This window comes from Micromonospora sp. ATLC20 (assembly GCF_057196585.1).
This window is the reverse complement of the sequence record NZ_JBXUOV010000046.1, coordinates 13,968-37,885: the sequence shown is the minus strand read 5'-3', so window position 1 is coordinate 37,885 and position 23,918 is coordinate 13,968. Positions and strand designations below refer to the sequence as shown.

Annotated in this window: 26 protein-coding genes; 20 read left to right on the top strand and 6 right to left on the bottom strand. The window is 72.4% G+C overall.

What is annotated here, in order from left to right; genetic code table 11:
• Both AC2CHG_RS13000 and AC2CHG_RS12995 read right to left on the bottom strand, forming a co-directional pair.
• A partial coding sequence (locus AC2CHG_RS13000) for a GTPase family protein (protein WP_484524815.1) occupies positions 1–1,199 on the bottom strand: 1,199 nt, incomplete at its 3' end.
• Between the two features lie 194 nt (positions 1,200–1,393).
• Positions 1,394–3,214, bottom strand: a complete 1,821-nt coding sequence (locus AC2CHG_RS12995) for a GTPase family protein (protein ID WP_484524814.1) — start codon at positions 3,212–3,214, stop codon at positions 1,394–1,396.
• A gap of 210 nt (positions 3,215–3,424) precedes the next feature.
• Here AC2CHG_RS12995 and dnaK point away from each other — a divergent pair, with 210 nt between their 5' ends.
• The 5 genes from dnaK (at position 3,425) to AC2CHG_RS12970 (ending at position 8,185) form a co-directional block, all read left to right on the top strand.
• Positions 3,425–5,287 (top strand): molecular chaperone DnaK, encoded by a 1,863-nt coding sequence (gene dnaK / locus AC2CHG_RS12990; protein ID WP_013473404.1) that lies wholly within the window; start codon positions 3,425–3,427, stop codon positions 5,285–5,287.
• 48 nt (positions 5,288–5,335) lie between these two features.
• A complete protein-coding gene (gene grpE, locus AC2CHG_RS12985; RefSeq protein ID WP_262012808.1) occupies positions 5,336–6,073 on the top strand; it encodes a nucleotide exchange factor GrpE in 738 nt (245 codons plus the stop codon).
• A gap of 79 nt (positions 6,074–6,152) precedes the next feature.
• Positions 6,153–7,337 carry a molecular chaperone DnaJ gene (gene dnaJ / locus AC2CHG_RS12980; protein WP_262012807.1) on the top strand — a complete coding sequence of 395 codons (1,185 nt, stop codon included), beginning with the start codon at positions 6,153–6,155 and terminating at the stop codon, positions 7,335–7,337.
• Between the two features lie 24 nt (positions 7,338–7,361).
• Positions 7,362–7,802, top strand: a complete 441-nt coding sequence (locus AC2CHG_RS12975; protein ID WP_120572381.1) for a heat shock protein transcriptional repressor HspR — start codon at positions 7,362–7,364, stop codon at positions 7,800–7,802.
• A 176-nt stretch (positions 7,803–7,978) separates the two neighbouring features.
• On the top strand, positions 7,979–8,185 hold the full coding sequence (locus AC2CHG_RS12970; protein ID WP_013283368.1) for a hypothetical protein: 207 nt from the start codon (positions 7,979–7,981) through the stop codon (positions 8,183–8,185).
• A gap of 209 nt (positions 8,186–8,394) precedes the next feature.
• On the opposite strand, the gene AC2CHG_RS12965 is transcribed toward AC2CHG_RS12970, so the two are convergent.
• From AC2CHG_RS12965 to AC2CHG_RS12950, 4 genes are all read right to left on the bottom strand, one after another.
• Complete coding sequence (locus AC2CHG_RS12965; RefSeq protein WP_262012806.1) at positions 8,395–8,823, bottom strand: hypothetical protein; 429 nt, start codon at positions 8,821–8,823, stop codon at positions 8,395–8,397.
• 163 nt (positions 8,824–8,986) lie between these two features.
• Positions 8,987–10,204 (bottom strand): cation:proton antiporter, encoded by a 1,218-nt coding sequence (locus AC2CHG_RS12960; protein WP_194800188.1) that lies wholly within the window; start codon positions 10,202–10,204, stop codon positions 8,987–8,989.
• A gap of 5 nt (positions 10,205–10,209) precedes the next feature.
• On the bottom strand, positions 10,210–10,710 hold the full coding sequence (locus AC2CHG_RS12955) for a cation:proton antiporter regulatory subunit (protein WP_047892103.1): 501 nt from the start codon (positions 10,708–10,710) through the stop codon (positions 10,210–10,212).
• An 81-nt stretch (positions 10,711–10,791) separates the two neighbouring features.
• Positions 10,792–11,010 carry a winged helix-turn-helix domain-containing protein gene (locus AC2CHG_RS12950; protein ID WP_262012805.1) on the bottom strand — a complete coding sequence of 73 codons (219 nt, stop codon included), beginning with the start codon at positions 11,008–11,010 and terminating at the stop codon, positions 10,792–10,794.
• A gap of 205 nt (positions 11,011–11,215) precedes the next feature.
• On the opposite strand from AC2CHG_RS12950, the gene AC2CHG_RS12945 reads away from it, so the two are divergent.
• The 15 genes from AC2CHG_RS12945 to pyrE all read left to right on the top strand — a co-directional run bounded on the left by AC2CHG_RS12945 (position 11,216) and on the right by pyrE (position 23,863).
• Positions 11,216–11,533 (top strand): DivIVA domain-containing protein, encoded by a 318-nt coding sequence (locus AC2CHG_RS12945; RefSeq protein ID WP_436838267.1) that lies wholly within the window; start codon positions 11,216–11,218, stop codon positions 11,531–11,533.
• On the top strand, positions 11,530–11,784 hold the full coding sequence (locus tag AC2CHG_RS12940) for a hypothetical protein (protein ID WP_120572377.1): 255 nt from the start codon (positions 11,530–11,532) through the stop codon (positions 11,782–11,784). The genes AC2CHG_RS12945 and AC2CHG_RS12940 overlap by 4 nt, the downstream gene beginning before the upstream one ends.
• Positions 11,785–11,943: 159 nt before the next feature.
• A complete protein-coding gene (gene clpB / locus AC2CHG_RS12935; RefSeq protein ID WP_484524813.1) occupies positions 11,944–14,535 on the top strand; it encodes an ATP-dependent chaperone ClpB in 2,592 nt (863 codons plus the stop codon).
• A gap of 240 nt (positions 14,536–14,775) precedes the next feature.
• On the top strand, positions 14,776–15,156 hold the full coding sequence (locus AC2CHG_RS12930; RefSeq protein ID WP_355512232.1) for a hypothetical protein: 381 nt from the start codon (positions 14,776–14,778) through the stop codon (positions 15,154–15,156).
• Between the two features lie 81 nt (positions 15,157–15,237).
• On the top strand, positions 15,238–15,876 hold the full coding sequence (locus tag AC2CHG_RS12925) for a DUF4178 domain-containing protein (protein WP_262012802.1): 639 nt from the start codon (positions 15,238–15,240) through the stop codon (positions 15,874–15,876).
• Position 15,877: 1 nt separating this feature from the next.
• Entirely contained in the window at positions 15,878–16,372 is a 495-nt protein-coding gene (locus AC2CHG_RS12920) for a DUF2617 family protein (RefSeq protein WP_120572373.1), read from the top strand.
• Positions 16,369–16,794, top strand: coding sequence for a DUF4247 domain-containing protein (locus AC2CHG_RS12915; protein WP_262012800.1), 426 nt, complete (start codon positions 16,369–16,371; stop codon positions 16,792–16,794). Before AC2CHG_RS12920 ends, AC2CHG_RS12915 begins: the two co-directional genes overlap by 4 nt.
• Before the next feature lie 31 nt (positions 16,795–16,825).
• Entirely contained in the window at positions 16,826–17,248 is a 423-nt protein-coding gene (locus AC2CHG_RS12910; RefSeq protein WP_030269725.1) for a DUF350 domain-containing protein, read from the top strand.
• The gene (locus AC2CHG_RS12905) at positions 17,248–18,021 is read left to right on the top strand and encodes a hypothetical protein (protein ID WP_484524812.1); all 774 of its coding nucleotides are present in this window, start codon (positions 17,248–17,250) and stop codon (positions 18,019–18,021) included. The genes AC2CHG_RS12910 and AC2CHG_RS12905 overlap by 1 nt, the downstream gene beginning before the upstream one ends.
• Positions 18,018–19,586 carry a polyamine aminopropyltransferase gene (locus AC2CHG_RS12900; protein ID WP_484524811.1) on the top strand — a complete coding sequence of 523 codons (1,569 nt, stop codon included), beginning with the start codon at positions 18,018–18,020 and terminating at the stop codon, positions 19,584–19,586. Before AC2CHG_RS12905 ends, AC2CHG_RS12900 begins: the two co-directional genes overlap by 4 nt.
• Positions 19,587–19,596: 10 nt before the next feature.
• On the top strand, positions 19,597–20,646 hold the full coding sequence (locus AC2CHG_RS12895; protein ID WP_484524810.1) for a hypothetical protein: 1,050 nt from the start codon (positions 19,597–19,599) through the stop codon (positions 20,644–20,646).
• A 67-nt stretch (positions 20,647–20,713) separates the two neighbouring features.
• Positions 20,714–21,508, top strand: coding sequence for a hypothetical protein (locus tag AC2CHG_RS12890; RefSeq protein ID WP_484524809.1), 795 nt, complete (start codon positions 20,714–20,716; stop codon positions 21,506–21,508).
• A 72-nt stretch (positions 21,509–21,580) separates the two neighbouring features.
• Entirely contained in the window at positions 21,581–22,363 is a 783-nt protein-coding gene (locus AC2CHG_RS12885) for a hypothetical protein (RefSeq protein ID WP_262012795.1), read from the top strand.
• A complete protein-coding gene (locus tag AC2CHG_RS12880; protein WP_262012794.1) occupies positions 22,360–23,169 on the top strand; it encodes an SDR family NAD(P)-dependent oxidoreductase in 810 nt (269 codons plus the stop codon). Before AC2CHG_RS12885 ends, AC2CHG_RS12880 begins: the two co-directional genes overlap by 4 nt.
• Positions 23,170–23,323: 154 nt before the next feature.
• Complete coding sequence (pyrE, locus tag AC2CHG_RS12875; RefSeq protein ID WP_262012793.1) at positions 23,324–23,863, top strand: orotate phosphoribosyltransferase; 540 nt, start codon at positions 23,324–23,326, stop codon at positions 23,861–23,863.
• Positions 23,864–23,918 lie beyond the last annotated feature (55 nt).

Genomic DNA, 23,918 nt, shown 5'->3' with positions numbered 1-23,918 from the left:
GTCGTCAGGCGTTCGCCCGGCGGATGGCCGCTCGCGGACCGCTCGGCCACCGCGCGGATCGCCAGCGTGACGGCGGAGCGCTGCGCGGCTGTCGGATCGGGTACGGAGGTGGCAGCGACCAGGCTCTCCGCCGGCGCGTCCGGGTCCCGCCCGGACAGGTGCAGCCGGCGCAGCGGGTCCGGCCGCAGCTTGCGCCAGCTCCGCAGCAGCGGCCAGCCGGTGTTGCCGACCGCCCGGTGCCGGTACGCGCCCTCGACCGCCGCCGCCACGGTCGGCACCCCGGCCGCCCCGGCGAGTGCCCGGGTCAGCTCCTGAGCCGAGGCGTCACCGGGCCGGGTGCGCGGCGGTTCCGGCCCCACGAGCGGTTCGAGATCGGCCACCACGCCGTCCACGTCGCCGGAGAGCCGGCGCAGCGCGGCCTGCCGTTCGGCGACCGTACGCTCCAGCTCGGTCCGCAGCCCCTCCAGCCCGTTCGGGTCCACCGCGACGGTCGGCAGCAGCGGTACCCCGCCCAGCCCGTCGGCGTCGAGCAGCCGGCGCAGGTCGTCGAGGACCTTCGGCAGCTCGGTGGGGTGCAGCCGGTCGGCCTGGTTGAGCACCACGACCGTGACGTCCTTGTGCCTGTGGAACTCGCGCAGGTAGCTGGTGTGGATCACGCGGTCGGCGTACTTCTGCGGGTCGACCACCCAGACCACCAGGTCGACCAGGCCGAGCAGGCGGTCCACCTCCAGCCGGTGGCCGTGCTGTACCGAGTCGAAGTCGGGCAGGTCGAGCAGGACGAGGCCGTGCAGCCCGGACTCGTCGTCGGCGTCCAGCGGGCTCTCCCGGACGAACCGGTGCCGGGGCAGCACGCCGATCCAGTCGAGCAGCCGGACCGCGCCGTCGAGCGGGCCCCACACGCAGGCGTGCGCGACACCCGTCGTGGGCCGGCGTACGCCCACCGGGGAGAGGTCCAGCCGGGCCAGCGAGTTGAACAGGCTCGACTTGCCGCTGCCGGTCGCACCGGCGAGCGCGACCACCGTGTGGCGGCCGGAGAGCGCGAGCCGGTCACCGGCGCGCTCGACCACCGTGTGCGCGGCGACGAGCTGGGCGTCGGGCACGTGGCCGTCCACCGCGCCGAGGAACCGCTGGATCGCGGTGAGCCGTTCGATCAGGGTGTCCGGGTCGACCCGCTGCTCGCCCCGCATCGCCTCGCGCATCCGTCCCACGATGTTGCTCACGGTGCCTTCCTTGCTCGCGACTGCGGGGCTCGCAGACCCGGCTCACTCCTCGCGCTCACGGTGCGGTCCTTGCTCGCGACTGCGGGGCTCGCAGGACCGGCTCACTCCTCGGGCTCACGGTGCCTTCCTTGCTCGCGACTGCGGGGCTCGCAGACCCGGCTCACTCCTCGCGCTCACGGGCGAACTTCCTGCTCGGGGGCCGGCGGGAACAGGCCGCTGCGGTGCCGGGCCCGCTCGACCTCGACGGCGGCCCAGCGCAGCGCCGCGCCGGCGTTGGCGGCGGGGCGCTCGGCCTCGGTGCGGCTCAGGTAGCGCTCGGCCTCCTCGGCCAGCAGCTTGCCGACCCGGTCGAGCAGGTCGACGCGGGCCTTGCGGGCCAGGTTGCGGACCGCCTGGTCGCCGAAGATCGCCTGGAGCACCGTCTGCCCGGCCACCGCCGTACCGGTGCCCGCGGCCACCTCCAGGCCGGTCGGGATGAACGCGGTGGAGGCGAACACGCCGATCATGACGGCGAGACCGGTGGCGTTCACCGCGTACGCGGCCGTGCGGGCCACGAACCGCCGGTCGCCGCCCTCGACCCGGACCAGCTCCAGCACGCCGCGCTGCCAGTCGCGGACCAGCTGCTCGGCCCGCTCCGGCAGGTCGGCCGAGGGGTGGGCCAGGTTCGGCTCCAGCAGCGCCGCACCCGCCGGGTGCGCCTTCCAACCGGTGTACGCGTTCTCCGCCGCCTCGGCGGCCACCCCGCGCAGCAGCGTGACGAGCTGGGACTCGATCGCGGTACGCAGTTCCGCGGCGGGCGCGGGTCGCCCGGTGACCGCCGCGACCACCCGGTCGCGCAGCCGCCCGATGCGGGCCTCCAGCCCGCGGAAGAAGTCGCCGGTGCCGATGAACTCCTGCCAGCGCGCGAGCACCTCACCGCGCAGCAGCCGGCCGTCCCTGAGCCCCTGGTCGACGCTGCGCTCCGCGCTCCGGTACGCGGCCTGGACCCGTTCGTCCAGCGCGTCGGCGGCGCTCACCTGCTCGTCGGCGGCCTCGGCCAGCGTCTCCACCACCGGGTGCAGCGCGGCCAGCGCGCCGTCGAGCGTCTGCCGGACCACCGCGGCGCGGGCCTCGGAGTCGGCGGCGAGCCGGGCGAACCAGTCGCTCAGCGGCGCGGTGATCCGGTCCGGCAGCAGCCCCTGCCCGTCCACCCAGGTCTCCGGCAGCACGAACAGCGGCGAGGCGCCCAGCTCCTGCTCGGCGAGCATCTCGGACAGGTGGGCAGCGACCTCGTCGGCGGCCTCCGGGGGCACCCGGTCCAGCACCATCGCCACGGCGGTGCCCCGGGCCCGGGCGCTGCGCAGCAGTTCCCAGGGGACGGCGTCGGCGTACCGGGCGGCGGTGGTGACGAACAGCCAGAGGTCGGCGGCGGCGAGCAGCTGACCGGCGAGCGCCCGGTTGGCGTCGACCACCGAGTCGATGTCGGGCGCGTCGAGGAAGGCCAGGCCGGGCGGCAGCGCCGGCGCGGTGACCAGGTGCAGGGTGCCCGGCTGCTCGCTGGGCTCGGTGGTCCGGGTCAGGCCGGGCAGCAGCTCACCCTGCCGGAACCAGGCCGCGTCGGTCGGGCTGCACACCAGCACCGGAGAGCGGGTGGTGGGGCGGAGCACGCCCGCCGCGCTGACCCGAGCCTGGACCAGGCTGTTGACGAGTGTCGACTTGCCGGCGCCGGTGGAACCGCCGACGACCACCAGGAGCGGGGCGTCGAGCCGGGCCAGCCGGGGCAGCAGGTAGTCGTCGAGCTGGTCGGTGAGGCTGGTGGCGGCGTGCCGGGCCGGCTCGGCCGAGGGAAGGGCGAGCGGGAAGCGGGCCGCACCGATCGCCGCGCGCAGGCCGGTGAGCGCGGCGGGCAGGCCGTCGGCGGCGTGAGCAGGCTGGTCGTCGCCCGTGGTGGGCCCGGTGCGGGCTGCGACGGCGGGCGCGCCGGCACGGGTGGCGGAATCGCCATGCGTCGTCACCGCTAAAGCGTGCCCGACCGACGCAAGGTAAGACAACCGGACAGTAGTAACGGTCGGGTTGCGCCGGGTCGGCTCAACCCCGACTTGCGGATTGGCGATCGCGTGGCACTATTGAGTCAAGTTCACTCAACTTGTGGTGCGGTCGCTTACCGGCGACCCGCCGGGCAGGCCGTCTGACCTGCTCACCCGTTACGAAGCGAGGAAGCGAACATGGCACGTGCGGTCGGCATCGACCTCGGCACGACGAACTCCTGCGTCAGCGTTCTCGAGGGCGGTGAGCCCACCGTCATCGCCAACGCCGAGGGCTCGCGTACGACTCCCTCGATCGTCGCGTTCGCCCGCAACGGCGAGGTGCTCGTCGGTGAGGTCGCCAAGCGCCAGGCGGTGACCAACCCCGACCGGACCATCCGGTCGGTCAAGCGTGAGATCGGCACCAACTGGACCGTCGACATCGACGGCAAGAAGTACACCCCGCAGGAGATCTCGGCGCGCACGCTGATGAAGCTCAAGCGGGACGCCGAGGCGTACCTGGGCGAGCAGATCACCGACGCGGTGATCACCGTCCCGGCCTACTTCAACGACGGGCAGCGCCAGGCCACCAAGGAGGCCGGTGAGATCGCCGGCTTCAACGTGCTGCGGATCGTGAACGAGCCGACCGCGGCGGCCCTGGCGTACGGCCTGGACAAGGGCTCCAAGGAGCAGACCGTCCTGGTCTTCGACCTCGGTGGCGGCACCTTCGACGTGTCGCTGCTGGAGCTGGCCGAGGGCGTGGTGGAGGTCAAGTCCACCAGCGGTGACAACCAGCTCGGTGGTGACGACTGGGACCAGCGCATCATCGACCACCTGGTGAAGACGTTCCGCGGCGAGCACGGCATCGACCTCTCGCAGGACAAGATGGCCATGCAGCGGCTCAAGGAGGCCGCCGAGAAGGCCAAGATCGAGCTGTCCGCCGCCACCACCAGCAACATCAACCTGCCGTACATCACCGCCGGTTCGGCCGGCCCGCTGCACCTGGACGTGACGCTCAGCCGCGCCGAGTTCCAGCGCATGACGCAGGACCTGCTGGACCGCTGCAAGGGCCCGTTCGAGCAGGCCGTGAAGGACGCCGGCATCAAGATCTCCGACGTCGACCATGTCATCCTGGTCGGCGGCTCGACCCGCATGCCGGCCGTGACCGACCTGGTCAAGCAGCTCACCGGCCGTGACCCGAACAAGGGCGTCAACCCGGACGAGGTCGTCGCCGTCGGCGCCGCCCTCCAGGCCGGCGTGCTCAAGGGTGAGGTCAAGGACGTCCTGCTGCTCGACGTGACCCCGCTGAGCCTGGGCATCGAGACCAAGGGCGGCATCTTCACCAAGCTCATCGAGCGCAACACCACCATCCCGACCAAGCGCTCCGAGGTCTTCACCACCGCCGACGACAACCAGCCGTCGGTGCTGATCCAGGTGTTCCAGGGCGAGCGGGACATCGCCGCCTACAACAAGAAGCTCGGCACCTTCGAGCTGACCGGTCTCCCGCCGGCCCCGCGCGGCGTGCCCCAGATCGAGGTCACGTTCGACATCGACGCCAACGGCATCGTGAACGTGCACGCCAAGGACCTGGGCACCGGCAAGGAGCAGAAGATGACGATCACCGGCGGCTCCTCGCTGCCGAAGGACGACATCGAGCGGATGCGCCGGGACGCCGAGGAGCACGCCGACGAGGACAAGCGCCGCCGTGAGGAGGCCGAGACCCGCAACGTGGCCGAGGCGCTCCAGTGGCAGACCGAGAAGTTCCTCGCCGAGAGCGGCGACAAGCTGCCCGGCGAGAACCGTGACCAGCTCAACGAGGCGCTCGGCGAGCTGCGCAGCGCCCTCGGCGGGCAGGACATCGAGAAGATCAAGTCCGCGCACGAGAAGCTGGCGCAGGTCTCCCAGCAGGCGGGCTCGCTGCTCTACGCCCAGCAGCAGGAGGGCGAGCAGACCGCACCGGGTGCGGCCGGGCCGGGTGCCGGCGCGGGCGCGGCCGGTGGCCCGAAGGCCGGTGGCGACGACGACGTGGTCGACGCGGAGATCGTGGACGAGGACAAGAAGTGACATCCGGTCCCGGACACGATTCGCACCGCAGAGGGATGAGGTAACCGCATGACGGACAAGCCACGAGCGGCCGACCCGGGTGCCACCGGGTCGGCGCCGGGCGCCGGCAAGGACACCGGCGACGAACCCCGGGTCGTCATCCGCGACAAGCGCAAGCTCGGCAAGGTGACCGAGCAGCCGGCGAACGACGCCTCGGCGGCCGACGCGGCCGCCGACGCGCCCGCCGAAGGGCTGGTCGAGGAGGCCGAGGTCGTGGTCGACGAGATCGGCGGCGAGGCCGAGGTCAGCGGTCCGACCGTGGTCGACTCGCCCGCCGAGCCGAACGGCGGGCCCGGCACGGACACGCCGCTCGGCGCCGAGCTGGAGTCGCTCCGCACCGACCTGGAGGAGCTCACCCGCGACCTCCAGCGGGTGACTGCGGAGTACGCCAACTACCGCAAGCGGGTCGACCGGGACCGCAACCTGGTCCAGGAGCAGGCCACCGGGGCGGTGCTCACCGCGCTGCTGCCGATCCTCGACGACCTGGACCGGGCCCGCGAGCACGGCGACCTGGTGGGCCCGTTCGGCAGCGTGGCCGAGCAGCTCACCGGCGCGCTGGCGAAGTTCGGCCTGACCGCGTTCGGCGAGAAGGGTGACCCGTTCGACCCGACCCGGCACGAGGCGGTGGCGCACCAGACCTCCGCCGACGTGACGGAGCCGACCTGCGTACAGGTCATGCGCCGTGGTTACCAGCTCGGCGAGCGGCTGCTGCGGCCCGCCATGGTCGCGGTCGCGGACCCGGAGTAGTGCCGACCCGTGACGTCCCGCCCGCCCGCACCGGGCGGGCGGGACGACCGGGGTTCGACCCGTGGAAGGGGGTGGACCGGTGAGTTCCAAGGACTGGATCGAGAAGGACTACTACGCCGCGTTGGGCGTGGACAAGTCCGCCTCCTCGGACGAGATCAAGAAGGCGTACCGCAAGTTGGCCCGGGAGTCGCACCCGGACCACAACCCCGGCGACACCGGTGCCGAGGAGCGGTTCAAGACCGTCTCCGAGGCGTACGCGGTGCTCGGTGACGAGAAGAAGCGCCGCGAGTACGACGAGATGCGCTCGCTGTTCGGCTCCGGCGCCTTCCGGCGCAGCGCCCGCGGCGCGGGCCAGCCGGGCGGCATGCCGTTCGACGTCTCCGACCTGTTCGGCGGCGGCGCCGGCGGCGGTGACAACCGGTTCAGCGGTGGCGGCTTCACCGACCTGTTCAGCTCGATCTTCTCCGGCGGCGCCGGCGGTGGCCCGGCACGTCCGCGCGGCCCGGCCCGCGGCCGGGACGTCGAGACCGAGGTGGCGCTCGACTTCGACGACGCGGTACGCGGCGTCACGCTGCCGCTGACGCTGCGCGCACCAGGCGTCTGCGACACCTGCCACGGCAACGGCGCGAAGCCCGGCACCCAGCCGGTGGCCTGCCCGGTCTGCCACGGCGCCGGCGTGACCACCCGCAACCAGGGGTCGTTCAGCTTCTCCGAGCCGTGCCGCAACTGCCAGGGCGTCGGCACGATCGTCGAGGAGAAGTGCCCGGAGTGCCACGGCACCGGCGGCGTCACCAAGACCCGCACGCTGAACGTGCGCTTCCCCGCCGGGGTGGCCGACGGGCAGCGGATCCGCCTGGCCGGCCGGGGCGAGCCCGGCGAGCGGGGCGGTCCGGCGGGTGACCTGTTCGTGCAGGTGAAGGTCCGCCCGGACGAGCTGTTCGGGCGCACCGGGGACGACCTGACCCTGACCGTCCCGATCACGTACGCCGAGGCGGTTCTCGGCACGGACCTGCGCGTGCCGACCCTGGACGGGACGGTGACCCTGCGGGTGCCACCGGGTACGCCCAGTGGGCGGGTGCTGCGCGCCCGCGGCAAGGGCGTCGTACGCAAGGACGGCCGCGCCGGTGACCTGCTGGTCACGCTCGACGTGGTGGTCCCGGCGAAGGTCTCGGACGAGGCGCGGGCGGCGCTGGAGACCTTCGCGGCGCAGACTCCGCCCGCCGCGCGGGAACATCTCGAAGCGCGGGTACGTCGATTCAGTTGACGGCGGCACCGGAGGTGAGCGGGCATGTCGGAGGAGTACGTCGGCTCGGGTGACCCGGCCTACGAGGCCAAGGTCTTGATGATCTCGGTGGCCGCGCGGATGGCGGGGATGCACCCCCAGACGCTGCGCCAGTACGACCGGCTGGGCCTGGTGCAGGCCGGACGGGCGTCCGGCGGCGGTCGCCGGTACAGCGTCCGGGACGTGGTGCTGCTCCGCGAGGTGCAGCGGCTCAGCCAGGACGACGGGATCAACCTGGCCGGGGTCAAGCGGATCATCGGGCTGGAGCGGCTGCTCGAAGAGGCGCAGCAGCGGGTGGCCCGGCTGGAGGCGGAACTGGACGCCGCGTACCGGCGGATCGCCGAGCTGGAGTCACTCGGCGGCTTCCCCCGCGGCGACCTCGTGCCCACCAACCGCACGTCCACCGCGCTCGTCGTCTGGCGTCCGCGCCGCGCTCCCGACCGCTGACCTCGTACCTGAAGGCCGGCGCGCCCGCTCCCCCGGGGCCGCGCCGGCCTTCGTCGTTCCCCGGGCGGTCCGCCGCCCGGGTCGGGGAAAGCCGGGGTACGGCAGAGCGGGGTCGACTACGATTTTCCGCAGGGGCAAAAAGCCTCAAATCGGAATCCGGGCTGGCGGGGGGAGCCATGACGGAACCGGCGAAGAAGGTGGCCGAGCGCGCGGAGGAACGGCTGGAGAAAGTGGCCGAGAACGTCCGCGAGCGGTTCGACCGGGTCACCGAGGGCCGCTTCAGCGACAAGGTCAAGGAAGGGCGCTTCGCCGACCAGACGGACCACGGCGTGGACCGGGCGCGGGACGACGAGCGGCGCAAGAAGCAGGGCGGGTCGACCTAGACGATCCGCCGACGTGCGGGCCGGGATCCACGGGGGATCCCGGCCCGTTCGTGTCCCGAGGGCCGAGCGGGCACCACGCACCCGCCCTCGCGGTCGATCATGAAGTTGGCGGCGACAAACCGGACACCAAACACCGCCAAGTTCATGATCGACCAGGCCGGACGGGTCGAGGTGGCTGGGCGACGCTGACCCCGGGGGGACGGATGGCGTCAGAGGCGGCGGTTCTCGCGGACCAGGCCGCCCTCGCACCAGTCCCGGTAGACGAAGAGATCCGGCCGGGCGAGCAGCACCCGGCTGTTGTGCGCCCAGTTGCGCATCAGGTCGTCGCCGGACTTCTCGGCCTGCTCGACCAGCTTGCGGAACCGGCGCTTGGGGTGGGCGCGGAAGTTCGTCCGGATGCCGTCGGCGGCGTAGATGTAGAGGCAGTGCAGCGCGAACCGCCGCGCCGGGCAGCCCTGGTCCATCGCCAGATCGAACAGCGTCTGCACCAGGTGGTCACCGGCGACCAGCAGATCCCAGTCCGGCGGCATCGAGGTCAGCGGCACCGAATCCGGCTGATACGCCCACGACCGAAGCTCGGCGGGCGAGGGATCGACCGGGTTGGCGAAGCCGTGGAACGTCTCTTCCTGCACGCTCACCGGCCGACCTTCCGCTTGCGCTGGCGGGGGCGCAGGCCACCCGCGGACCCTGGCTGCTGGGCCGAAACGTTAACGCGGTTGGACGGAGCAGGGGTAGACCTTCCCGGGATCAATTTGACAACGCCGGGCCGGATCTGCCCTCGGCTGATCCGGCCCGGCCGGGTCAGTCGCCGGAGCCCAGGGGCAGCGGCGCGGGCGGCCGTGCGGCGGCGGCGCGGGTGCGCAGCCACTGCTTGAACCACGGGCTGTCCGGCAGGCGGGCGAGCAGCGGCCCGGTCACCACCGTGATCAACACGTACGCGGTGGCGAGCGCGGCGAGCTTCGGCTCCACCGGGTAGACGGCCGCGACGGCCAGCCCGGCGATGACGATGGAGAACTCGCCGCGCGGGGTCAGCGCCAGGCCGGCCCGCCAGCGGCCGGGCTCGGCGATCCCGGCCCGGCGGGCGGCCAGGTAGCCGGTAGCCACCTTCGTCGCCATGGTCACCACTGCGAGCAGCAGCGCGGGCAGCAGTACCGGCGGCATGTCCAGCGGGTTGGTGACCAGCCCGAAGAACACGAAGAAGACCGCGGCGAACAGGTCACGCAGCGGGGAGAGCAGCTCGGTGGCGTGGTGCGCCACCGGCCCGGACAGCGCGATGCCCACCAGGAACGCGCCGACCGCCGCCGACACCTGGAGCTTGGCCGCGACACCGGCGACCAGCAGGGTCAGGCCGAGCACCCCGAGCAGCAGCGCCTCCGGATCCTTGGCGGAGAGCGCGGCGGAGATCAGATGGCCGTACCGGATCGCCACGGCCAGCACCACGACGACGGTGAACACCGCGATGGCGAGCGCGATGCCGCCCTTCATCAGGCCGACCCCGGCGAGCAGCGCGGTGACCAGCGGCAGGTAGAGGGCCATCGCCAGGTCCTCGATCACCAGGACGGACAGGATCACCGGGGTCTCCCGGTTACCGACCCGGCCCAGGTCGCCGAGCACCTTCGCGATCACGCCGGACGACGACACCCACGTGACGCCCGCGAGCACCACCGCCGCCACCCAGCCCCAGCCGAGCAGGAGCGCGAAGGCGAACCCGGGCAGCGCGTTGAACACCGCGTCGATCACGCCGGCCGGCGCGGCGGACCGGAGGTTGCCCACCAGTTCGTTGGCGCTGTACTCCAGGCCGAGCATGACCAGCAGCAGGATCACGCCGATCTCGGCGCCGACCGCGAAGAACTCCTCGCTGGCGTTGAGCGGCAGCAGCCCACCGTGCCCGAACGCCAGGCCGGCGAGCAGGTACAGGGGGATGGGCGACACGCCGAAGCGACGGCTCAGCCGGCCGAGCAGGCCGAGCAGGAGCAGCAGCGCACCGACTTCGATGAGCAGGATTGTGGTTTCGTGCATACGCGTCAGCCGTCCGGATCGGTCTCGGCGAGGATCGCGGTCACGCCGTCGAGCCCTTGACGGGTACCGACCACGACGACCACATCGCCGGCTTCGAACCGGAAGGTGGGATCGGGCGAGACGTTCACGGCGCCCTGACGCAGCACGGCCACGATCGACGCGCTGGTCCGGGTGCGTGCCTTGGTGTCCGCGAGCCGCCTGCCGACGTACTTCGACCCCGCCGGGATGGCGATCTGCTCGGTCAGCAGCCCGGCGGCCTGCTCGCGCAGACCGGAGAGCTGACCCAGCATCAGCGACGCGCCGAGGATGTCGGCGAGCGCCTCCGCCTCGTCGTCGGTCAGGGGTATGTCGTGTTGGCAGGAGTCGGGATCGTCCGGGTCGTATAGGACCAGGTCGCGACGGCCATTGCGGTGGGAGACCACGCCGAGCCGGCGGCCGGACTCCGTCATCAGATCATGACGTACGCCGATCCCGGGCAGGGCGGTCTGTTCGACACGTACTCGCACGCGGGTGAGGCTACTCCGGGCGCGCACGTGCTGTTTCCGGGGCCGAACTGCAGACTGGTCGATGCGGCTCGGGCGGCTCGTCTAGTCCCGTTCGGCTACGAACACGCCGACACCTTCGAGCGTTTCGGTGAGACCGGTCGCGCGCAGGATCATCATCGCCTTGCCGACGACGGTGTCGGAGACGGCGTACTCCTTGCACAGCTGGGCGCGGCTCGGCAGCTTGGTGCCGGGTGGCCACTCGCCCGAATCGATCTTGCTCTTCAGTTCGTCTGCGAGCACTTGGTACTGCTGTTTGGGCATACACACTCCCCGGATGGCACGCCCATTCGACCATGCAACCGCCTCCAACCTCAAGCAATTGTGGGTTGGTCGTTGACCTACAACTGGTACCGATTGTAGGTTGCTGGCGAACGCTCCCGGATGGCACCTGGAGCTTTCCCGGGTCGGGGCGGGCATCCCCCGTGGCTCGTCCCGACCCCCGTCCTCCGCGAGAAGGGACAGTGTCGTGCGCAATCTCCTGCGAATACGTCCGAAGCGGCGGAGCCTGACCCCGCCCAACTCCGCGCCGGTCGGCGCCTACCGTTCCGCGTCGTACCTTCCGCTGCGGCCCTGGCAGGTGCGGGGCCGCCGCTTCACGACGTGCCGTCGAGGGCTGGACCCGGCCGAGGTCGCGGCGTTCCTGGATCGCGTCGCCGGCGATCTCGCCGCCGCGTACGCCGAAGTCGCCCGGAGCCGTGAGGAGACGGCCCGGATCAAGGGCGCGTTGCGCGAGTGGCAGTCCCGGCAGGCACCGTCGATGCGTGACCTGGCCGGGCGGCCGTGACCGGGCGGTACGTGATCCACCTGCCGGTGCGCGCGGCCGATCTGGCCCGGGCGAAGATGCTCGGCCGCACGGCCGGCCGGTCGTTGGCGTTCCTCGCGGTGGTGGAGTTGGGCGGGATCACCGTCTCGGCCGAGGACGACCAGGCCGTACGCCATTGGGTGTTCTGCGACCGCAAGCTGGACGGCGGCCGGCGTTGCGTGCTGCGCGCCGACCACGAGACCCCCTGCCTGGCGCGCCTGCCACGTCGCTGAGATCTTGGTACGAAAAGGCCCCTCCAAGGGCCTTTTCGTACCAAGATCTCTCCGGCCGGACCGGATGAGGGTGACTCAGGTCACAGGGGTGGAGTTGAGCGGAATAGACTCAACTCTGGTTGTGTCATGTCCAGTGGACACGCCGATCCGGGGGAGCCCATGAACACGGAACGTCTCACCACCAAGAGCCGCGAGGCCATCACCGGTGCCGTCGCGCTGGCGAACCAGCGCGGTCACGCCACCGTGGAGCCCTGGCACCTGCTGCTGTCACTGCTGGACACCGAGGGCTCGACCGCCGCGGGCCTGCTGCGCGCCGTCGGGGCCGACCCCGCCGAGCTGCGCCGCGTCGCCCAGCGGTCGGTCGACGCGCTGCCTGCCGCACGCGGGTCGAGCATCGCCGAGCCGACCCTGGCCCGCGAGTTCGTCAACGCCATCGGCGCCGCCGAGCAGATCGCGCGGCCGCTGGGCGACGAGTACACCTCCACCGAGCACCTGCTGGCCGGGCTGGCCCGGGTCGGCGGCGCGGTCTCGGTCGCGCTGAAGAACTCCGGCGCCACCGAGGAGAACCTGGTCGCCGCGTTCCCGACCGTCCGGGGCGGCGACCGCCGGGTGACCACCGCCGACCCGGAGCAGACCTACCAGGCCCTCGCCAAGTACGGCGTGGACCTCACCGCCAGCGCCCGCGACGGCAAGATCGACCCGGTGATCGGCCGGGACTCGGAGATCCGCCGGGTGATCCAGGTGCTGTCCCGGCGTACGAAGAACAACCCGGTGCTGATCGGCGAGCCGGGCGTCGGCAAGACCGCGATCGTGGAGGGCCTGGCCCAGCGCATCGTGGCCGGCGACGTGCCGGAGTCGCTGCGGGACAAGAAGCTCGTCTCGCTCGACCTCGGCGCGATGGTCGCCGGCGCGTCGTACCGCGGTCAGTTCGAGGAGCGGCTGAAGTCCGTGCTGGAGGAGATCAAGAACTCCGACGGCAAGGTCATCACGTTCCTGGACGAGCTGCACACGGTGGTCGGCGCCGGCAAGGGCGAAGGCTCGATGGACGCCGGCAACATGCTCAAGCCGATGCTGGCGCGCGGCGAGCTGCGGATGGTCGGCGCGACCACGCTCGACGAGTACCGCGAGCACATCGAGAAGGACCCGGCACTGGAGCGCCGCTTCCAGCCGGTGCTGGTCGGCGAGCCGACCATCGAGGACACCATCGGCATCCTGCGCGGGCTCAAGGAGCGCTACGAGGTGCACCACGGCGTACGGATCACCGACGCCGCGCTCGTCGCCGCCGCCGCGCTCTCCGACCGGTACATCACCGACCGGTTCCTGCCGGACAAGGCGATCGACCTGGTGGACGAGTCCGCGTCCCGGCTGCGCATGGAGATCGACTCGCGCCCGGTCGAGGTGGACGAGATCGAGCGGGCGGTACGCCGGCTGGAGATCGAGGAGATGGCGCTGGCGAAGGAGCCGGACGCCGCGTCCGCCGAGCGCCTGGAACGGCTGCGCAAGGAGCTGGCCGACAAGCGCGAGCAGCTCACCGCGCTCTCCGAGCGCTGGCAGACCGAGAAGAGCCACATCACCAAGCTCTCCACCGCCAAGGAGGAGCTGGAGCGCCTCGGCGGCGAGGCCGAGCGGGCCGAGCGCGACGGCGAGCTGGAACGCGCCGCCGAGCTGCGGTACGGCCGGATCCCCGCTCTGCGGACCGAGCTGAAGCAGGCCGAGGAGGAGCTGGCCCGGCTCCAGGCCGACGGCGCGATGCTCAAGGAGGAGGTCGGCGCGGACGACATCGCCGCAGTGGTCGCCTCCTGGACCGGCATCCCCGCCGGTCGGCTGCTCGAAGGCGAGACCGCCAAGCTGCTGCGGATGGAGGAGTCGCTGCGCGGCCGCGTGGTCGGCCAGGCCGAGGCGGTCGGCGCCGTCTCCGACGCGGTCCGCCGCGCCCGGGCCGGCGTCGCCGACCCGGACCGCCCCACCGGCAGCTTCCTGTTCCTCGGCCCGACCGGCGTCGGCAAGACCGAGCTCGCAAAGGCGCTCGCCGAGTTCCTCTTCGACGACGAGCGGGCCATGGTCCGCATCGACATGAGCGAGTACGGCGAGAAGCACTCGGTGGCCCGCCTGGTCGGTGCCCCGCCCGGGTACGTCGGCTACGAGGAGGGCGGCCAGCTCACCGAGGCGGTACGTCGCCGGCCGTACTCGGTGATCCTGCTGGACGAGGTGGAGAAGGCCCACCCGGACGTCTTCGACGTGCTGCTCCAGGTGCTCGACGACGGCCGGCTCACCGACGGTCAGGGCCGTACCGTGGACTTCCGCAACGCGATCCTGATCCTCACCTCGAACCTGGGCTCGTCGGTGATCAGCGACCTGACGCTCACCGAGAACGAGCGCCGGGAGGGCGTGCTCGCGGTGGTCCGGTCGCACTTCAAGCCGGAGTTCCTCAACCGGCTCGACGACATCGTGGTGTTCGCCGCGCTCCAGGGCGAAGACCTGCGGTCGATCGTGGACATCCAGCTCGACCGGATGCGAACCCGTCTTGCGGACCGCCGGTTGGGCCTGGAGATCACCGAGGCGGCCCGGACGTGGCTGGCCGAGCACGGGTACGACCCGATCTACGGTGCCCGCCCGCTGCGCCGGCTGGTGCAGTCGGCGATCGGCGACCAGCTCGCCAAGGCGCTGCTGGCCGGTGAGATCCGCGACGGCGACACGGTCCGCGTCGACCTGTCCGACTCCAAGGAGTCCCTGGCGGTGACCGCCGCCTGACCCACCCCACCCCTGCGAAGGCCCGGCCTCCGGCCGGGCCTTCGCCGTCCCGGCCGCACTCCGCCCCGCCGCCCCACCCGCCGGGGTCGCTTCGGCCTCCACCCGCGCGGTGATCAAGGAGTTTGTGTCCTGTGGAGGCGCCGGCGGGGACACAAACTCCTTGATCAGCGGGGAGAGCGAGGGGAGAACCGGGGCGGGCGGCAGGGGTGAGGGGGTGGTGGGGTGGGCACATAGTGGGGCATGAGCGGGAGCTGGGAACGGGAACTGGACGCGGCGGTGCGGGAACTCGACCGCGCGGACACCCTCGCCTTCGGCGGGGTGGGGCTGGCGGGGCAGATCCTGCCCGCGACCGAGGCGTACCGGACGCTGGAACAGGGGCTGCGGGAGCACCCGGAGGCGGCCCGTAAGCGGGTCGACAGGTTGCTCCGCAAGGGCTCGCCGGCCGGCCGGGCGTACGCGGCCACGTTGCTGGAGGGGGTCGACCCGGCCGCCGGGCGGGACGCCTGGGCGCGGCTGCGCGGCGACGACGGCGAGTTCACCACGTTCTCCGGCTGCCTCATGGGCCGCGCCAAGCTGGGCGAATACGCCACCGACCGGCTCGCCGGTGCCGAAGGTAGCTGAGCGCACACTCAGCGAACGGGACTTCAGAAGGCGTGCGTGCGGTTGTTACCGTTCCCGCCGAGCGCGTTGGGGGAGGCGGCAGTGAACGGTTCGTTGGCGTACGTGGTGACCACGCTGGGGTGCCTCGTCGGGGTGGCCGGTGTGGTGATCGCCGTGATCGCGGTACGGAAGTCCCGGTCGGCGTCCCGCCCGAAGACGAAGGCGGCGCCGGGTGACCCGTTCCGGGACCGGGACGCCGACGCGCTGCGTGGTGACCCGCGTGCCCTCAAGCCCGGCGACATCGTCGAGATCCGCACGGTGCCGTACACCGTGCGCGGCTCGGTGCACCTGGTCGAGGGCGGCTGGAGCTGGGCGGAGCACCTGCTCGACGACGCGGGCGGCGTGAAGCGCTGGCTCTCCGTCGAGAGCGACCCGGACCTGGAGATGGTGCTCTGGACCAGCGAGCCGGGGGCCACCGTGACGCCCGGCGCCCCGACGCTGGAGATCGCCGGCCGCCGCTACAACTGGGACGAGTCGGGTCAGGCCCGGTACACCGCGACCGAGGGCACCGGCCTCGACCCGCACGGCACCATGCGCTACTACGACTACCAGGCGCCCGGCGGCGCACGGCTGTCGTTCGAGGCGTACGGGGAGGCCGGCTGGGAGGTCAACCTCGGCGAGGAGCTGCGCCGCGCCGAGGTGATGATCTACCCGCAGGGTGGCCCGGAGACGGTGCGCTGACGTGCTCGTCTGTCTGGACGCGCCGTACGTCGACACCAGCGCCGCCGATCTGAGCCTGGCCCTGGGCGGCCCGGAGCTGCCGGCGCTGGCCGTACGCGACATCGACCTGCCCGGCCTGCCCCGGCTGCGGCTGCGCCTGCTCGGCGCCTCCCACCAGGTGGTGCTCGGCACGCTCACCGAGACGGTCGCCTGCCTGCCCGGCCGCCCGCCGCACCTGCCGGGCACGCTGCACGACGAGACGGCCGGCTACCGGTTCCTCGCCACTGTGCTCCGGCCGGAGGGCGACGGCCTGCGTACCCGGGTCGCGGCGCTGCGCGCCGAGCTGGCCGAGGACCCGTATGCGCTGATCGGGGTCTTTCCCGGCGACGAGGACGCGGTCACCGCGCTCTCCGTGCGGCCCGGCCCGCCGGACGGCGCGCTCGCCTGGCGCACCTGGCACGCCTACCCGCAGACGAACGAGCTGGTCCTGACCGAGACGGTGGTGGAGGAGCTGTGACGTACCGACGGTGGTTCGTGGTGGGCGTGGCGGTCGCCGTCATCGGCGCGCTCATCGCCGCCTTCACGATCTTCTACGGCAACTTCTCGCCCCGCGGCTACGTGGAGGACAACTTCTCCCGCGCCACCGGGCGGGACATCGGCTCGAACGCGATCGCGTACACCTCGAACAAGGCGCCGAGCGAGGTGTCCAAGCAGATCACCGACGCCTGGAAGCCGGCCGACCAGTACGTCGACGGCAGCGGCGTCTACCTGCGCTACGACGACGACTCGGTGGTGATCCTCCCGCTCGCCGTCGGCTCGGTGATCCTGCTGGAGAGGATGACCACCGCCTACCCGCGGTACCACAGCGTCGTCGGCAACAGCTGGGGCTGGGGCCGAGGCAGCACGGTCCGGGGCGGCGGCCCCGGCTCCGGCAAGTAGCCCTGTCGATCCCCTCACCCTGGAGTCCTCTGTGCAGCATCTCGTCACCGACCTGCTGGTCACCCTCGCGTACGGCGCGGTCGGCGTCGTCCTGATGGCGATCGGCTACGTCCTGGTCGATCTGGCCACCCCCGGCAAGCTCCACGAGCTGATCTGGACCGAGCGCAACCGCAACGCGGCGCTGCTGCTCTCGTCGAACCTGCTCGGGGTGGGCACGATCGTGGTCGCCGCGATCGTCGCCAGCGACGACGACTTCACGCTGGGGCTGGTCGGCGCCGCCGCGTACGGCATCCTCGGTCTGGTGATCATGGCGGCGGCGTTCGTGCTGCTCGACGTGGCCACCCCGGGCAAGCTCGGTGAGCTGCTCGTGGACCCGGAGCCGCACCCGGCGGTCTGGGTCTCCGCCACCGTGCACCTCGCCACCGGTGCGATCATCGCGGCCGCGATCATCTGATGAGCGGCAAGCCCGCCAAGCACCAGGTGGGGAAGGACAAGCGCACCCAGACGGTGATCTGGTCCGTGGTCGTGGGGGTCGTAGTCCTCGTCTGCGCCATCGGCGCGTTCGGCGGCGACTCGGACACCTCAGTCCCCGCGCCGGCCGCCGACGAGCGCTCCGGCACCGTGCCGATCCTCCGGGCCGCCGCCGACAGCCAGGGCATCTGCTACGGCTGGGAACTGCTCGACGTGTACGACGAGGTGAGCGTCGGCTCCAACCTCGGCGACGGCACCACAGTCGTCGACGCTCCCGGCTGCACCCGCTGGATCGCGGTCTCCGCGAACGTCAGGTACACCTCGTCCAGCAGCGAGTCGGAGGACTCCGCCACGATCCGGATCAAGGGCTCGGAGGACATCGAGTTCGCCGACCTCGCCGCGATCGAGACCCGGCTGGGCCGCTTCGGGCTGGACGAGGACGCGTTCGTCGACGACCCGGGCTGGGCCGTCACCCGGGCCGCCACGATCCTGCCGCTGCTCGCCGCCGAGCGCGGGCTCGCCGAGCCGGCCGCGACGCCCACCGCCGCGCCGTCGACAGCCGCCGCCGCGCTGCCGGACGCCGGAAACGACTTCTGGCGGGACCGCTGGATCTACGTGCTCAGCTCGGTCGGCCTGTTCCTGCTCGCCGCGCTGTTCCTCGCCGTGGGCGTGCGACAGCGCCGCAACCACCGGGTACGGGTGCCCGCGCAGCGCGCCGGGGCGGGAGCCGCCGGACGTACCCGGAGCAGACGGTGACCGCCGACGTGGCCGCACGGCCGCGGTGGCGCCTGGCCCGCTCGGCGGTCCTGCTCGCGGTCTTCGTGTGCGCGGCCTGCGGCCTGGTGTACGAGCTGGCGCTGGTCGCGCTCGGCAGCTACCTGATCGGCGACACGGTCGGCCAAGCGTCGATCGTGCTCGGCGTGATGGTCTTCGCGATGGGCGTCGGCGCGCTGGTGGCGAAGCCGTTGCAGTCCCGGGCGGTGGTCTCGTTCGCGGTGATCGAGCTGACGCTGGCGCTGCTCGGCGGCCTGTCCGTGCTCGGCCTCTACGCCGCGTTCGCCTGGCTCGACCTGTACGGCCCGGCGCTCGTCGGCACCGCGTTCGTGCTCGGCCTGCTGATCGGCGCGGAGATCCCGCTGCTGATGGTGATGCTGCAACGCATCCGGGAGCAGTCGGCGGGCAGCGCGGTGGCCGACCTGTTCGCCGCCGACTACGTGGGCGCGCTGCTCGGCGGGCTGGCGTTCCCGTTCCTCCTGATCCCGGTCTTCGGCCAGCTCAAGGGCGCGCTCGTGGTGGGCGCGGTGAACGCGGTCGCCGGCGTGGTGCTCGTCTTCACCGTGTTCCGCGCCGAACTAAGCCGCCGGGCGCGGGCCGCGCTGGGCGCGGCCACCGTCGTGGTCGGCCTGCTCCTCGGGTACGCGTGGGTGACCGCCCACGACTTCGAGGTGACCGCGCGTCAACAGCTCTACCGCGATCCGGTGGTGCACGCCGAGCGCAGCCGCTACCAGGAGATCGTGCTGACCCGCTCGGTGCGCGAGCCCGGCCACTCCGACACCGACCTGCGGCTGTTCCTCAACGGCGACCTGCAGTTCAGCTCGATCGACGAGTACCGCTACCACGAGGCGCTCGTGCACCCGGCGATGCGCGGGGCGCACGGCGACGTGCTGGTGCTCGGCGCCGGCGACGGGCTGGCCGCGCGGGAACTCCTCAAGTACCCGGACGTGCGCTCGGTGACGCTCGTCGACCTCGACCCCGCAGTGGTCGAGCTGGCCCGCCGCGAGCCGCAGTTGCGCGAGCTGAACCGGGAGTCGCTCACCGACCCCCGGGTACGGGTGCTCAACCTGGACGCGTTCGCGTGGCTGCGTACCGCCACGGACCGCTTCGACGTGGTGATCGCCGACCTGCCCGATCCGGACGAGACGGCCACCGCGAAGCTCTACACGATCGAGTTCTACACGTTGATCCGGCCGGTGCTGGCCCCCGGCGGGCGGCTCGTCGTGCAGTCCGGGTCGCCCTACTTCGCGCCCCGGTCGTACTGGTCGATCGAGCGGTCGATCCGCGAGGCGGGCTTCGCCACCGTGCCGTACCACGTCGACGTGCCGAGCTTCGGCGACTGGGGGTTCGTGCTCGCCGCGCCGGGTGACGTCGCGCCCGAACTGGCGTTGCCGGACGATCCCCCGCCGCTGCGTTTCCTCACCCCCGCGGTGCTGGCCGCCGCCGGCACGTTCCCCGCCGACCGGGCCCGGATCGACGTGCCCGCCTCCACGCTGTTGCGCCCGAGGGTGCTGGACTACGCCCGCGAGGAGTGGCGCGGCTACTAGGTTGCAAGGCATGCCAGGACCGTCACGCCACCGGCCGGGGATCGGCTGGCTGGTCCGGCTGCTACCGACCCGGGCGCTGGGCGCGGCCTCCTACCTTCAGGCGTTCGTGCTCTCCGGCGTGGTCACCGTGCTGGTCGTGCGGGCGTATCTCCAAGCCACCGGCTATCCGCAGATCGGCGGGGGCGGGCTGCACATCGCGCACGTGCTCTGGGGCGGCCTGCTGCTCGCCGTCGGCCTGGGCGTCACGCTGGTCTACCTCGGCGACGGCGCCCGGACGGCCGGAGCGGTGGTCGGCGGCATCGGGTTCGGCCTGTTCATCGACGAGGTGGGCAAGTTCGTCACCACCGGCACGGACTACTTCTACGCGCCAGCCGCCGCCATCATCTACGTCGCGTTCGCGCTGCTGGTCCTGCTCACCCAGGCGGTACGCGGACGCACCGGCCGGTCCCGGCTGACCCCGGCCGAACGCACCGCCAACGCGCTGGACGTGGTGCTCAGCGGCCTGCCCGGCGGGCTCACCGACCGGCGGCGGGTCGCCGTGCTGCGTCTGGTGCAGGGCACCGGACCGGCCACCGAGGCGGCGGTGGCGCAACTGCTGGACGCGGTGCCCCGCCGGGAGCCGCCGCCGGTGCGGATCTGGCAGCGCGCCGCGGACGGCGCCCGGCGTCTCGCCGCCTGGGCTGCCGGACGCCGCTGGCTGGTCTGGCCGGTGGTGGTCTACCTGGTGCTGGAACCGATGGCCGTGGTGCTGGCGGTGGTTCTCGACGGGGTGACCGGCGAGCTGGACCAGGAACACGAGTGGGGCGCGGTACTCGGCGTCACCGTCGCCGCGCTGGTCACCGCCGTCCTGAGTCTGCGGGCGGCGTGGCTGATGCGGCGCGACCGGACCGAGGCGTTCCGGTTCTTCAAGCTGGCGCTCCTGGTCGACCTGCTGTTCGGCCAGGTCTTCAACTTCACCGTGAACCAGTTCGGCGCGGTCTCCGCCGTCGCGCTCGATCTCGCGCTGCTCGGCGTGGTCACCGCCGAGCACCGCCGGTTGCGGCGCGCCGCCGAGAGGTGAGCCATTCCGGCGTGCTGACCTGGTGGAAGATCGCTACGGTGGGCATCTGATCCAGGAAGGGAGAATCATGGTCGATGCTCCGGGCACCCCGCCCCGCACGCGTCCCGGCGTGGTGACGCTCTCCAGTTGGCTGCTCATCCTCGTCGCCGCGATCCAGGTGCTGAACCTGATCGTGGCACTCGCAGTCGTCGGCAAGATCCGCGATGTTCTCGCCGACGCCTACGCGGGCACCTCGGCCGAGTCGGCCGCCGACATCGCGTACGCGTTCAGCATCATCACGGCGGTCGTGTCGCTGCTGATCGCGGCCGGCCTCGTCGTCCTCGCGCTGTTGAACAACCGGGGCAAGAACGGCTCCCGGATCACCACCTGGGTGCTGGGCGGCATCCTGTTCTGCTGCACCGGCGGCGGGCTGCTGACCGGTCTCACCGGCGGCATGACGGGCGGCGGCAACACCACCGGTGACGTGCCCAGCTCGGAGGAGATCCAGCGCCGGCTGGAGGACGCGCTGCCGTCCTGGTACACGCCGGTCAACCTGTTGCTGGGCCTGGTCGCGCTGCTCGCCCTGCTGGCCGCGCTGATCCTGCTGGCGCTGCCGCAGGCGAACGAGTTCTTCCGCAAGCCCAAGGCCGGCTGGGAGCCGCCGGTGCCCGGTGGCGCCTACCCGGCGTACCCGTCGCACCCGGGCCAGCCGGGCCAGCCGGGCCAGCCGGGCGACCCGGCGTACCCGTCGTACCCGCCGACTCCCGGCGCGCCGCCGTCGGCGCCCGGTGGTCAGCCGCCGTCCGCCGGTGGTCAGCCGCCGTCCGCGCCGGGCGGTCAGCCGGGTGAGCGCCGCGATCCGGAGCCGCCATCCGGAAGTTGACGTCCGGATTGCAGCGACGCCGACGATCCCTCCGAGTAGGTTGCAAGCCGACGCCTACCGGAGGGATCAGTCGTGTCGTACCCCGAACGGGCCGCACCCCGCCGGCCCGGCACGGTCGTCGCCGCGGCGGCGCTGCTGCTGGCGATGGCGGTCGGCGCCGTGGCGTACGCGGTGGTCAACCTGGCCGTCGGCGGCGGCACGGTGGACCGGTTCCGCGACGCGGCGGCGGAACGGACCGGCGCGAGCGGTGGCGACATCGACCAGGTGGCCGGCCTGCTACGCGGCTCCACAGTGCTGGCCGCCGTGCTCGGCGTGCTCGCCGGGCTGCTGCTCGTCGGGCTCGCGCTCGGCCTGCTCGCCGGCCGCTCCGGCGCCCGCACGGCGACCTGGGTGGTGGCCGGGACCGGCCTGCTCTGCGGTTGCTGCGGGCTGGCGGTGCTGGTCGGCCAGCGCGCCGCCCCGCTGCGGCTCGGCGCGGACGACCGGATCACCGCCGAGCTGCTGGGCCTCGTCGGCGACGCCTACCCGTCCTGGTGGATCCCGGTGAACGCGGCGGTGTCGGTGGCGCAGATCCTCGGCTATCTGGTGGTCGCCGCGCTGCTCACGTTGCCGCCGTCCGGTGCGTTCCTGCGCCGCCGCACCGCGCCGCTGCGGCTGTCCGGCTACGGCGCGACGGTGTCCGGCGCGACCGCCCCCGGGCCGACGCCCTGGGGACCACCACCCGGCCTGAACCCGCCCGCCTCCGCGCCGCCCGCCTCCGGCCCGTCGCCGTACGAGCGGCCCGTGCCGCCCCCGTCCGCACCGCCCGCGCCGCCGCCGGGTGGGTTCCCGCCACCTCCGGAGGACCGCCGATGACAGGTGACACCGACCCCTCCCGGCGCCGTGCCCTGGTCACCGGCGCCAGCCTCGGCATCGGCGAGGCGTTCGCCCGCCGGCTGGCCGCGGACGGCTGGGACCTCGTCCTGGTGGCTCGGGACGCCGCCCGGCTCGACGCGCTGGCGGCCGAGCTGACCGGCCGGCACGGCGGCGACGCCGAGACGATCGCCGCCGATCTGTCCACCGAGGACGGCTGCGCGGCGGTCGAGCAGCGGCTGACCGCCGGTACGCCGATCGAGTTGCTCGTCAACAACGCCGGCATCAGTCTGAACACGTCGTTCGTCCGGTCGTCGGTGGCGGACGAGGCGCGGCTGGTGCGGCTCAACGTTCTCGCGGTGCTGCGTCTGACCCACGCCGCCCTGGGCCCGATGACCGAACGAGGGCACGGGGCAGTGATAAATGTCTCTTCCGTTGCGGGCTTCGGTGTCCCCATGCCGGGATCCACGTACTCGGCCAGCAAGGCGTGGGTGACGAATTTCAGTGAATCGATCGGCCAGTCCGTCGCGCCGCTGGGTGTGCGCGTGATGGCGCTCTGTCCCGGCTACACACGAACCGGAAATCACGAACGCGCGGGCATCGACATGTCGCGCCTGCCCGCCTGGGCCTGGCTGCGCGCCGACGATGTGGTCGCCGAAGGGCTGCTTGACCTGCATAAAGGTAAGTTCGTGAGTGTCCCGGACTGGAAGTACAAGGTGGCGGTGGCCGGGCTGCGGTACGCGCCGAAGCGCCTGTTGCGCGGCTTCCGGCGGGACACCCGGGGTGCGGTCGGCCGGCAGCGCGGTTGACCGGCGGTGGCCCGTGGGCGGGCCGCTTCGGCGGCCGACCGGGATGGACGGTCGCACAGCGTAGCCGCTCATCGCCACCCGTCGGTCGCCCGCAGGGTTGACCAGGGCGGACCCGAAACACGGCGCTCAGACTTGCGAAGTACGCTCTGGGGCCATGGGCGACCACGACGACCTGCGCAAATTCATCACTGACCTCGCTGTGGTGCACGGCCGGGTGGTGCTCTCGTCGGGCCGCGAGGCGGACTGGTACGTGGATCTGCGCCGCGTCACGCTCCATCACGAAGCGGCTCCGTTGATCGGTCGGGTCATGCGTGACCTCACCGCCGACTGGTCGTACGACGCGGTCGGCGGCCTGACCCTGGGCGCCGATCCGGTGGCCGCCGCCATGCTGCACGCCTCGGCGGGCACCGGCCGCGCGGTCGACGCCTTCGTCGTCCGCAAGGAGGGCAAGGCCCACGGTCTCCAGCGCCGGATCGAGGGGCCGGACGTCTCCGGGCGACGGGTGCTCGCGGTCGAGGACACCTCCACCACCGGTGGAAGTGTGTTGACGGCCGTCGAGGCATTGCGTGAGGCAGGGGCCGAGGTGGTGGGTGTGGCGGTTATTGTTGATCGAGGTGCCGGCGACACGGTGCGAGCCGCCGGATTGCCCTATCGGGCGGCCTATACGTTGGCTGACCTCGGCCTTGTGGCGTAAAAGTTTGCCGATTCGGATCTGCTGATATGCAGGCGGATCGATGCTGCTGGTGGAA